This is a genomic window from Gilliamella sp. Nev3-1, from assembly GCF_001690435.1.
Taxonomy (GTDB): domain Bacteria; phylum Pseudomonadota; class Gammaproteobacteria; order Enterobacterales; family Orbaceae; genus Gilliamella; species Gilliamella apicola_C.
The window spans coordinates 1-11,987 of record NZ_LZHN01000022.1 but is presented as its reverse complement, the minus strand read 5'-3'; the positions used below and the strand labels follow the sequence as shown (position 1 = coordinate 11,987).

General features: G+C 37.7%; 9 protein-coding genes. 7 read left to right on the top strand and 2 right to left on the bottom strand.

Annotated elements, in window-relative coordinates:
• The coding region (locus A9G40_RS15435; RefSeq protein ID WP_255307292.1) for a transposase at positions 1-280 on the top strand (280 nt) is incomplete at its 5' end.
• 47 nt (positions 281-327) lie between these two features.
• Here the strand turns inward: A9G40_RS15435 and typA are convergent.
• Together typA and hemG are read right to left on the bottom strand one after the other, a co-directional pair.
• Positions 328-2,154, bottom strand: coding sequence for a ribosome-dependent GTPase TypA (gene typA / locus A9G40_RS04475; RefSeq protein ID WP_065582078.1), 1,827 nt, complete (start codon positions 2,152-2,154; stop codon positions 328-330).
• Between the two features lie 166 nt (positions 2,155-2,320).
• Positions 2,321-2,854, bottom strand: a complete 534-nt coding sequence (gene hemG, locus A9G40_RS04470) for a menaquinone-dependent protoporphyrinogen IX dehydrogenase (RefSeq protein ID WP_218057938.1) — start codon at positions 2,852-2,854, stop codon at positions 2,321-2,323.
• A gap of 141 nt (positions 2,855-2,995) precedes the next feature.
• Between hemG and glmU the strand changes: the two genes are divergently transcribed.
• From glmU to rlmKL, 6 genes are all read left to right on the top strand, one after another.
• Positions 2,996-4,381, top strand: a complete 1,386-nt coding sequence (glmU, locus tag A9G40_RS04465) for a bifunctional UDP-N-acetylglucosamine diphosphorylase/glucosamine-1-phosphate N-acetyltransferase GlmU (protein WP_065582077.1) — start codon at positions 2,996-2,998, stop codon at positions 4,379-4,381.
• Positions 4,382-4,384: 3 nt separating this feature from the next.
• Positions 4,385-6,217 carry a glutamine--fructose-6-phosphate transaminase (isomerizing) gene (gene glmS / locus A9G40_RS04460; RefSeq protein ID WP_065582076.1) on the top strand — a complete coding sequence of 611 codons (1,833 nt, stop codon included), beginning with the start codon at positions 4,385-4,387 and terminating at the stop codon, positions 6,215-6,217.
• 395 nt (positions 6,218-6,612) lie between these two features.
• Complete coding sequence (locus A9G40_RS04455; RefSeq protein WP_065582079.1) at positions 6,613-8,490, top strand: PTS mannitol transporter subunit IICBA; 1,878 nt, start codon at positions 6,613-6,615, stop codon at positions 8,488-8,490.
• Positions 8,491-8,569: 79 nt separating this feature from the next.
• Positions 8,570-9,733: a mannitol-1-phosphate 5-dehydrogenase gene (locus A9G40_RS04450; RefSeq protein ID WP_065582075.1), complete on the top strand. Its 1,164-nt coding sequence runs from the start codon at positions 8,570-8,572 to the stop codon at positions 9,731-9,733.
• 6 nt (positions 9,734-9,739) lie between these two features.
• On the top strand, positions 9,740-10,291 hold the full coding sequence (locus A9G40_RS04445; protein WP_065582074.1) for an MltR family transcriptional regulator: 552 nt from the start codon (positions 9,740-9,742) through the stop codon (positions 10,289-10,291).
• Between the two features lie 267 nt (positions 10,292-10,558).
• The coding region (gene rlmKL, locus A9G40_RS04440) for a bifunctional 23S rRNA (guanine(2069)-N(7))-methyltransferase RlmK/23S rRNA (guanine(2445)-N(2))-methyltransferase RlmL (RefSeq protein ID WP_065582073.1) at positions 10,559-11,987 on the top strand (1,429 nt) is incomplete at its 3' end.

The window sequence follows — 11,987 nt, the reverse complement described above, 5'->3', positions numbered from 1 at the left end:
CTATGCTCGGCGAAAAGAAACGATAGAGCGCAGCTTTGCTGATGCTAAACAACATCACGGACATCGCTATGCACGATTTAGAGGAAGAGCGCAGGTTCAAATGCAGTGTTTATTGGCCGCAACGGCTCAAAATATCAAGAAAATAGCGATAAAGCTATTTTTGTTACGTTTTTTTAGGCTATTTTTTAATTTATTTAATAAAATCCAAATTAAAAATCCTATTTATGGTTTAAATAAAAAAATAAACCCCGAATTATATCGAGGTTTGTCATCAATCTGACCTCGCTAAATAGCGAGGTTTTCGTATTACGATAGCATTAATACTAATTAGTCTTTATTACCACTTCTAAACGCACGTTTACGGTCATTTTCGGTTAAATGACGTTTACGTAAACGGATAGATAATGGCGTCACTTCCACTAATTCATCATCATCAATAAACTCTAATGCTTGTTCTAATGACATTTTGATTGGTGGTGAAAGTGTTGTTGCTTCATCGGTACCTGATGCTCGCATATTGGTTAATTTTTTACCGGTTAGACAGTTAACCGTTAAATCGTTTGAGCGAGTATGAATACCAATAATTTGACCTTCATAAACTTCGGCACCATGACCTAGGAATAATTTACCACGGTCTTGCAAGCCATATAGTGCATAAGCCAATGCTTTACCTGTACCGTTTGAAATCATTACGCCATTATTACGTTGACCAATTTCGCCTGGGCGAACATCATCGTAATGACTAAAGGTAGAATAAAGCAAACCGGTACCTGAGGTCATGGTCATAAATTCAGTTCTAAAACCGATAAGACCACGGCTTGGAATGACATAATCTAAACGTACGCGACCTTTACCATCTGGTAGCATGTTTGTTAGGTCACCTTTACGTAAACCAAGTGCTTCCATCACAGAACCTTGATGCTGTTCTTCAATATCAAGCGTAACTTGTTCGAATGGCTCTTGTTTTTTACCATCGATTTCTCTAAAGATAACTTTAGGACGAGAAACCCCTAGCTCATAACCTTCACGGCGCATATTTTCGATCAGTACTGACAAATGCAATTCACCACGACCAGAGACTCTAAAGGCATCGGGATCTGGCGTTTCTTCAACACGAAGTGCAACATTATGGACAAGCTCTTTATTTAAACGCTCAAGAATTTGACGAGAAGTGACATATTTACCCTCTTTACCCGCAAATGGTGAGCTATTGACATTAAAGAACATAGTTACAGTTGGTTCATCAACAGTTAACGCAGGTAATACTTCAACGCAGCTATTATCACAAATTGTATCGGAGATACCGAGTTCACCAAGGCCCGTTAATGCAATAATATCGCCAGCTTCGGCAACTTCAGCTTCATAACGTTGTAGTCCTAAATGGCCAAGAACTTGCCCTACTTTGCCAGTTCGTTTATTACCTTCACTATCAACGATAGTTACTTGTTGATTTGGTTTAACCCGACCCCGTTTAATACGACCAATACCAATAACACCAACATAATTATTATAATCAAGTTGAGAAATTTGCATTTGGAATGGCCCGTCTAAATCTACTTTTGGAGGCTCAACATATTTAACAATCGCTTCAAATAATGGCGTCATATCTTCAGCCATATTTTCATGATCTAAACCGGCGATCCCCATTAAAGCTGAAGCATAAACGATAGGAAAATCTAGCTGTTCATCAGTAGCCCCTAAATTAACAAACAGATCGAACACTTGATCAACAACCCAATCAGGGCGTGCGCCTGGACGATCGACTTTATTGATAACTACAATCGGTTTTAAACCATAAGCAAACGCTTTTTGCGTTACAAAACGCGTTTGTGGCATTGGTCCATCCATTGCATCAACGAGTAATAACACAGAATCAACCATCGACATAACACGTTCCACTTCACCACCAAAATCAGCATGTCCTGGGGTATCAACGATATTAATTCGGTAACCATTCCAATCAATAGCGGTATTTTTAGCTAAAATGGTAATACCACGCTCTTTTTCAAGCGCATTAGAGTCCATGATACGTTCGTTATCGTCACCACGTAGATTATCTAACGTACCTGACTGTTTTAATAACTTATCAACCAAAGTCGTTTTACCATGGTCAACGTGAGCAATAATGGCAATATTTCTTAAATTTTCAATCACAATTAAAATTCCACTTAGAAGACAGATTCTATAGGCGCAGTATTGTACACCTTTTTAATAGAAATGTTGATCTATATCACAAAGTTTATTTAAAAGAACTTGAGCACTTGATAACTTTAAGAAAATATCGATTTACTTATAAAGAGTATTTCATAATACTATGTGTTTAAGTATAAAATTGTTCGGCAAACTCATCTACCTTTGTCCAATCAGTATATTCAATCATCGGCTTTGTTACGTCAGTGTCCCCTTTTCCTAACCACATAATAAAGCGGATCATATTGCGATCAAACCAATTATATTGTGGATAATAAAGCGCACCAGCAAAAACAGCAGTAAAAGCTGGTTTCCATGCTATTTTAGCTAAAAACTTTTTGGTATATAAATTTGTTTCTGGTGTATTTTTATTGGGTTTTCTCGCAACCATATTTACCCCAAAAAATCCAGACTTCATATTATTTAATTGCTGATAATGCTTATCGATAAACGCTTTCATCACTTTGCTATAAAACCCATAACGAATCGAACAACCCAATAAAGCTGCTTGGTATTGATTTAGATCGATGTTAGTATCGGGTAGCAGTTCAATAACATCGCAATCACATTTACCATTAAGTTGCGTTTTTATGCGTTGCATAATTTTAAATGTCTGATTTTCATGTGTAGTATAGAGTAATAAAACTTTCATCACGGAATTCATAACATTGCCTCCTTCTTTTGTTAAACTCATTGGTAAATATCAACATTACTTTTTTTATGATAAAAATTAAAAGATTGGGGATGATTTCATTAAAAACTTTGATTATAGTATTAGGCTAATTTAACCAGACCGGAACTGATTATGGCAATTTCACCTCCAAAACTGAGTGCAATTATTTTGGCGGCAGGAAAAGGCACACGGATGTATTCCAACCTACCTAAAGTTTTACATAAAATCGGCGCTAAGCCGATGTTACAACATGTTATTGATACAGTTCAACAACTTAATACTAATCGCATCAATATTGTTTATGGCCATGGCAAAGAACAACTTGAAGAAACGCTCAAGGATCAACATGTGCAGCTGGTTTACCAAGCTGAACAACTCGGTACTGGCCATGCTGTTCAACAAGCTATCCCTTATATTCAAGATGATGAAGATATCTTAATTTTATATGGTGACACACCTCTTATATCAGTTCAAACGCTACAAACTTTAATTGCTAGCAAACCAAAACAAGGCATCGCGTTATTGACGGTAATACTCGATAACCCAACTGGATATGGACGCATTGAACGTCACAATGGCAAAGTCGTTGCCATTGTGGAACAAAAAGATGCTACTCCTGAGCAACAAAAAATCAATGAAATTAACACCGGTATCATGCTCGTTACTGGTAAATTATTGAAAAATTGGTTATCTCGTTTAACCAACAATAATGCGCAACAAGAGTTTTACTTAACCGACATTATTGCTTTTGCACACCAAGATGGTTATGACATATTAACCTCACACCCAACACAACCATTTGAAGTTGAAGGCGTCAATAATCGCCTGCAATTGGCAACGTTAGAACGACGATATCAACATCAGCAAGCTCAACACTTATTACTCGCTGGTGTGACACTGCTTGATCCAAATCGCTTTGACTTACGAGGCACACTCTCGCACGGTAAAGATGTCACTATTGATTGTAATGTAATTATTGAAGGCAATGTCACACTAGGTAATAACGTATTTATTGGTGCGGGCTGTATCTTAAAAAATTGCACGATTGATGATAACTCAAACATCAGCCCGTATAGCATTATTGAAGATTCAACTATCGCTAAACAGTGTACTATCGGACCCTTTGCTCGCCTACGACCTGGCTCACAACTTGACGAACAAGTCCATGTCGGCAATTTTGTTGAATTAAAAAAAGCGCATTTGGGCAAAGCCACCAAAGCTGGGCACTTAAGCTACCTTGGGGACAGCGAAATCGGCAGTAATGTCAACATTGGTGCAGGCACTATCACTTGTAATTATGATGGCGCCAATAAATTTAGAACTATTATTGAAGATGATGTGTTTGTCGGTTCTGACACACAATTGATTGCACCGGTAAAAGTGGGTAAAGGTGCAACTATTGCAGCAGGCACAACCGTTACCAATAATGTAAATGATAACGAATTGGTTGTAAGTCGAGTTAAACAAAAACAACTTGCTGGTTGGAAACGACCTACAAAGTTAACTAACGAGGAATAAACTATGTGTGGAATCGTGGGAGCTATCGCCAAACGTGATGTTGCTGAAATATTATTAGAAGGTCTAAAACGATTAGAATATCGTGGTTATGACTCAGCAGGACTGGCAATTATTTCATCAGACTGCGAACTGCAACGCGTTCGCCGTGTTGGCAAAGTGCAAGCACTAAAAGATGCCATTGCAAAACATCCACTACAAGGAGCTACCGGAATTGCGCATACTCGATGGGCAACCCATGGTGAACCAGTTGAACATAACGCCCACCCACATGTATCTGGCTTTATTGCTGTCGTGCATAATGGAATTATTGAAAATTTTGAGCCATTGCGTGAAAAGTTGATCGCCAAAGGCTACCAATTCCGTTCAGAAACCGATACCGAGGTTATTGCCCACTTAATTCATGACATTATATCAACCGAAGATTGTTCCTTATTTGACGCCGTGCAAAAAGCTATCCCGCAACTACGAGGCGCTTATGGCACAGTCATTATGGACACGCGCAACCCAGATATATTAGTTGCAACGCGCTCTGGCAGTCCTTTAGTTATTGGTTGTGGCGTAGGCGAAAACTTTATCGCATCAGATCAATTAGCGCTATTACCCGTCACCCGCCAATTTATCTATTTGGAAGAAGGTGATACCGCACTTATCACACACCGCACAGTGACAATCTTAGACAAGAATCATCATGAAGTAACAAGGCCACGTATAGAATCTGATGCAAAATATGATGCGGGTAACAAAGCAGGCTATAGTCACTATATGCAAAAAGAGATCTACGAACAACCTAATGCGATTAAAAATACCCTTGAAGGTCGTATGGCGCATGGTAAAGTGGATTTATCAGAACTAGGCGATAATGCAAAAAACATACTAAAGCAGGTTGAGCATGTGCAAATCGTTGCCTGTGGCACCGCTTATAATGCTGGTATGGTAGCACGCTACTGGTTTGAAGCCTTAGCAGGAATTCCTTGCGATGTCGAAATTGCCTCAGAATTTCGTTACCGCAACCCAGCCCGTCGCAAAAACAGTCTATTTATTGCTCTTTCACAATCAGGCGAAACCGCAGATACACTCGCAGCCTTACGGTTGGCTAAAGAAAACCATTACTTAAGCACCCTTGCCATCTGTAATGTAGCGGCATCCACACTCGTGCGTGAAGCCGATTTCGTTTTATTAACCAAAGCAGGGGTTGAAATTGGTGTTGCATCAACTAAAGCCTTTACCACACAATTAACGGTTTTATTGCTACTAGTTGCAAAATTAGGACGTTTAAATAATATGGCACAAAGCACCGAGCAAGCAATTGTCCACTCCTTACAAACCTTGCCAAACCGCATTGAACAAGTGCTTATGTCTGAACCACAAATTAAAAAATTAGCAGAGCAATTTGTTGATAAACATCATGCGTTATTCTTAGGGAGGGGCGATGAATATCCAATTGCTATGGAAGCTTCGTTAAAACTCAAAGAAATCTCTTACATCCACGCCGAAGCTTATGCTGCAGGTGAACTCAAACATGGCCCTCTTGCATTAATTGATGCGGATATGCCAGTGATTGTGATGGCACCCACCAACGAAATGCTAGAAAAACTAAAATCCAATATCGAAGAAGTACGAGCGCGTGGCGGTCAACTGTATGTCTTTGCCGAGCAAGATGCGGGTTTTGTCAGTGATGACACCATGCACATCATCAATCTACCCCATATTGAAGAACTTACCGCACCAATCTATTACACTGTTCCCACACAACTACTCGCTTATCATGTTGCATTAATTAAAGGTACCGACGTTGATCAACCAAGAAATTTAGCTAAATCGGTTACCGTGGAGTAAATTCCAATACATTAAATGTGAGGACTGACGGTATGGTTTTGATATCGTCATCAAAACTAAAGTTCTCACATAACATCAACGAACACTAAAATGTTTAATGTAATAAGTTTTTCAGTGATTTTTTATCATGGTGCAAGACTTTGTTAACAAGTTTGGCAAAGATCACTTATTTTATAAAAAATTCTCAGGAAAACATGCGTTTTAGTCTATTGGACTTAAAACTGTGCTTTTTATACCAAGTAAATGTGATCTTAATCACAAAAATAAAAAATGGAATAGCATTAGCAATGTGATATTCATCACATTTATCAATTTTTTTTGATGAATCGAATAACGAAATCCCTCTACAATAACTGCATAATGATTATACCAATCAATAAGGAAAGATGAATATTATGACAACCTCAAATATCAAATTGAAAGTTCAAAACTTTGGGCGTTTCTTAAGTAATATGGTAATGCCAAATATCGGTGCGTTTATTGCTTGGGGATTTATTACTGCGATTTTTATTCCAACAGGCTGGTACCCCAATGAAACTATTGCCAAGCTAGTTGGACCGATGATTACCTACCTATTACCACTATTGATTGGTTATACTGGTGGTAAATTAGTTCACGGTGAACGAGGTGCAGTGGTTGGTGCAATCACAACAATGGGAGTCATTGTTGGTTCAGATATTCCCATGTTCTTAGGAGCTATGATCGTCGGCCCTCTTGCTGGCTGGGTAATAAAGCAATTTGATAAAAGTGTAGACGGTAAAATCAAAAGCGGTTTTGAAATGTTAGTCAATAATTTCTCAGCGGGTATTATCGGTATGCTACTTGCGTTGCTTGCTTTTTTCGCAATTGGTCCTGCTGTCGTTATTGCATCTGGTAAATTAACTATTGCCGTTAATTTCTTAGTTGAGCATAATTTATTACCTTTAACGTCGATCATTATTGAACCCGCTAAGATCCTTTTCTTAAATAATGCCATTAACCACGGTATATTCTCACCATTAGGTATTCAACAAGCGGCTGAACATTCTCAATCTATTTTCTTTTTAATCGAAGCCAACCCTGGCCCTGGCTTAGGTTTACTACTCGCTTATATGTTTTTTGGTAAAGGATCAGCAAAAAGTTCAGCCAGTGGCGCCGCAATCATTCACTTCTTTGGCGGGATCCATGAAATTTACTTCCCCTATGTATTAATGAATCCACGTCTTATTATTGCGGTTATTTTAGGTGGAATGACAGGCGTATTTACTTTAACATTATTTGGAGCGGGGTTAAGCTCACCTGCATCACCCGGATCAATTATCGCCGTTCTTGCTGTCACACCAAAATCATCTATGCTTGGCGTAATTTTTTCTGTCATTGCTGCAACTACGGTTACTTTTATTGTTTCTGCGATTTTATTAAAAACAACCAAAGAGACAGACAAAAGTCTTGAAGATGCTAAATCGAATGTTTCTGCAATGAAAAACGAATCAAAAGGTATTACAAATGGAATACTTGACTTAGCTAAAGTGAAAAAAATCATTGTGGCTTGTGATGCAGGAATGGGCTCTAGTGCTATGGGAGCAGGTGTGTTACGCAAAAAAGTACAAGATGCCGATCTCGATATTTTGGTCACTAATTTAGCAATCAATAACCTTCCTAATGATGTTGACATAGTTATCACGCATAAAGACTTAACCGATCAAGCCAAACAACATGCACCAAACGCACATCACATATCATTAACTAACTTTTTAGACAGTCAATTATATAGCCAACTGGTTGCGGATCTTTTAAGTTCTCAAGCGAGTAGTTTAGCAAGTGAAACGATACCTAGCAGCAACCCATCCACTGATAATGCACCTCTATTTAAATTATCAGAACAAAATATTTTTTTAGGGCTAACCGCTAAAAACAAAGAAGAAGCCATTCGTTTTGCCGGGCAAAAATTGGTCGATAATGGTTATGTTACACCAGCCTATATTGACGCAATGTTAGCACGTGAAAAATTAACGTCTACTTATTTAGGAGAATCGATAGCTGTTCCACATGGTACTATTGAATCAAAAAATGACGTTATTAAAACCGGCATCGTATTTTGCCAATATCCAGCTGGTGTTCAATTTGGCGAAGAAGACAACGACAAAGCGAAAATAGTAATAGGTATTGCTGCACGTAATAATGAACACCTTGATGTCATTGCAAAACTCACTAATGCTCTTGATGATCAAGCCATTATTACCAAACTGGTTAACACAACAAGTATTGAAGAGGTACTTGCTATTTTAAGTTAATACCACAATTATCGTTCCCACTTAACAAGTGGGAAACCATTACCACTTTTAAAATTAAATTTAATTAAGGATTATTATAATGCAAGCATTACATTTTGGCGCAGGTAACATTGGGCGAGGTTTTATTGGAAAATTACTATCAGATGCTGGTATACAGGTCACATTTGCCGATATTAATGAACAAATCATCACTGCAATCGCTAAGCGCCGTGAGTACCCAGTCAATGTTGTTGGCGAACAATCCACCACTGAAATAGTCAAAAATGTCGATGGAATTAACAGCACCTCAAGTGAAGTGATCGATTATATTACCAAAGTTGATTTAATCACCACCGCCGTGGGTCCGCAAATTTTAGCGCGCATTGCTTCAAGTGTTGCGCAAGGAATTATGGCAAGACATCAACAAGGCAACACCAAGCCACTGAATATTATTGCTTGTGAAAATATGGTTCGTGGTACTAGCCAATTTAAACAAGAAATCTTCAAATCACTACCAAAAGAGCTTCATCAATGGACAAATGCCCATATCGGTTTTGTCGATTCAGCGGTGGATCGCATTGTACCACCTGCAACATCAAAAACAGGTGATATTTTAGAAGTCACTGTAGAGACTTTTTCAGAATGGATTGTTGATGAAACGCAGTTTGTGGGGCCGATTCCAACCATTACAGGTATGCAACCGGTTGACAATTTAATGGCTTTTGTTGAACGAAAACTATTTACCTTAAATACGGGTCATGCAATTACGGCTTATTTAGGTTTCTATTATGGTTTTGGCACCATTCGCGATGCAATTTTAAACGAAAAAATTCGTTTAATTGTTCGTGGAGCCATGGAAGAAAGCGGCTTAGTCCTTATCAAACGTTACAATTTTGATGAACAAAAACACATGGCTTATATCGAAAAAATCTTAAACCGCTTTGAAAACCCGTATTTACATGATGATACTTCACGTGTTGGACGTCAGCCAATGCGTAAATTAGGCGCTGGCGATCGTTTAATTAAGCCATTACTCGGTACTTTTGAGTATCAAGTTAAAAATACTAACTTACTAATCGGTATCGCAGCCGCTCTCAACTATCGTAATAGTGATGATGAGCAAGCAGTTGAACTGGCAAAACTCATTACTGAAAAAGGTGTTAAACACGCTTTTTGTCAAATCGCTGGGATTGATGTTAACAATTCTATTGTTAAGCAAATTGAAGAAATTTATACTACAATGCAAAATCGTCAATTTACATAACACCTAATGCCAGAATCGATATTACAAGAAGATACGATATTAGAAAAACTCAACCAGCAAGCTGATATTCACAGCTTGCTCACTGTTGCCATAAAATTAATCAATGATAATGTCAACACATTAATTCTTAAAGTCTTTCGGAAAGAACCTCACGCAATAAAATTTGTTATCCCCTCGTTAATGGGTAAAAATGGACCATTGAATGACACCTCAGTTTGTTTAAAACTGTTATATGTGCTAGGTATTATTACATGCGAAGAGTTTGAAGATATTGAGCTACTCATGGCCATTTTAGATGAATTAGACAACGATGAAAAAAAATATACTTATCTTGATGATGAAATCCTAGGGCCGATTAGCTTATTACATGATATGGTTTTACCGACTAATTGGGATCGCAAGCAAGATCATGAAAAAGTGGCGGGAATTGTAGATGGTTTAAAGTCATCTATGTATCAAAATCGTTATCAACAAATGATCCGCTCTGCATTAATCATCGCGATTACCGCTCTCACTTTACGCATCAGTAATAAACAAAAATTAGATTACTTTCCATAATAATCGTTAATTAATATTAAGATTTTTATTTAACTTTTAAATTTATAATATTTTTATATAAAATTATTATGACAATGAAAACTAATTTGCATTTAATTCTACAAAAAATCATAATCAAAATATATAACTTACCCTTTTGTTTAAACGCTTTTGTCAAAAGCTAATAAATTTTGATTAACAAAAAATAGATATAAGCGTTGCCTTTATTTCCCACTATTGTAATTAGTCGGTATAATACCTTCAATTTTATTGTAAAGTGGATTATACATGAAAACGCTATTTGCCAGCACATCTCGCGGGCTTGAAGAGTTATTAAAAAAAGAGTTAGAACAAATAGGTTCACCCAACTGTAAAATTACCCAAGGTGGAGTTTATTTTGATGCTGATGAAAAAACATTATATCAATCATTATTATGGTCTCGTTTAGCCTCACGCATTTTGTTGCCAATAGCTGAATTTGATATTTATAGTGATTTAGATCTCTATTCTTGTGTATTTAATATTAAATGGACAGATATTTTTGCGGTCGATAACGCTTTTGTGATCAACTTTGTTGGCGTTAATGAATTTATTCGCAATAGTCAATATGGCGCACTTAAGATCAAAGATGCTATTGTTGATCACTTTTTACGCCATACTAACGAACGCCCCAATGTTGCTAAACAAGATCCAGATATTCGACTTCATGCGTATTTAAATAAGAACCGAGTCACCTTATCTTTAGATTTAAGTGGCAATAGCTTACATGAACGTGGTTATCGTCAGCAAACAGGGCAAGCACCATTAAAAGAAACCCTTGCTGCCGCCATTATTATGCGTTCAGGTTGGCTGAGTGATGAACCATTGCTTGACCCCATGTGTGGCTCAGGCACGCTACTGATTGAAACCGCTATGATGGCGTCAAAAATCCCACCAGGATTACAACGCAAACAATGGGGATTTTTTGCATGGAAAGGATTTAATCCAACGCTATGGAATGAGTTATTATTTTCAGCAAAACATAATGCCTGTAAACCCAATATTCCTTTTATTGGTTACGATAATAATCCTACCGTACTTGAGCGAGCCAAACAAAATGCTATCCAAGCCGGTGTGGGCGATTTAATTACCTTTGCTTTACAAGATGTAACACAACTTACTAATCCATTACCAATGCAAACAACAGGTATGATTATCAGTAATCCACCTTATGGCGAGCGGCTAGAAAGCGAGCCCGCACTTATTGCTTTACATACTGCTCTCGGTCGACAAATTAAACAACACTTTGGTGGTTGGCGATTATCACTATTTAGTGGTGCACCGCAACTATTAGATTGTTTACAAATGCGAGCAGATAGACAATTTAAAGCCAAAAATGGCCCTCTCGACTGTATACAAAAAAATTATGCCATTGCTAAGCGTGATGCTCAACAACCTATCACGAACCCAACGGTGCCGGCTGCCGACTTTGCAAATCGGTTACGCAAAAATAAACAAAAACTGGAAAAATGGGCAGCTCAAGAACAACTTGAATGTTATCGACTTTATGATGCAGATTTACCCGAATATAATGTTGCTATTGATCGCTATAAAGATAAAATAGTTATACAAGAATACGCCGCCCCTAAAAATATTGATCCACAAAAAACACGGCAACGGCTATTTGATATTATCAATGCCACCATGTCAGAACTTAATCTGACTGCCGATCAACTAG

Coding starts and splice junctions, on each gene's coding strand:
- A9G40_RS04450 (WP_065582075.1), top strand. CDS start 8,570: ATGCAAGCATTACATTTTGGCGCAGGTAACATTGGGCGAGGTTTTATT.
- hemG (WP_218057938.1), bottom strand. CDS start 2,854: ATGAATTCCGTGATGAAAGTTTTATTACTCTATACTACACATGAAAAT.
- A9G40_RS04455 (WP_065582079.1), top strand. CDS start 6,613: ATGACAACCTCAAATATCAAATTGAAAGTTCAAAACTTTGGGCGTTTC.
- A9G40_RS04445 (WP_065582074.1), top strand. CDS start 9,740: ATGCCAGAATCGATATTACAAGAAGATACGATATTAGAAAAACTCAAC.
- glmS (WP_065582076.1), top strand. CDS start 4,385: ATGTGTGGAATCGTGGGAGCTATCGCCAAACGTGATGTTGCTGAAATA.
- glmU (WP_065582077.1), top strand. CDS start 2,996: ATGGCAATTTCACCTCCAAAACTGAGTGCAATTATTTTGGCGGCAGGA.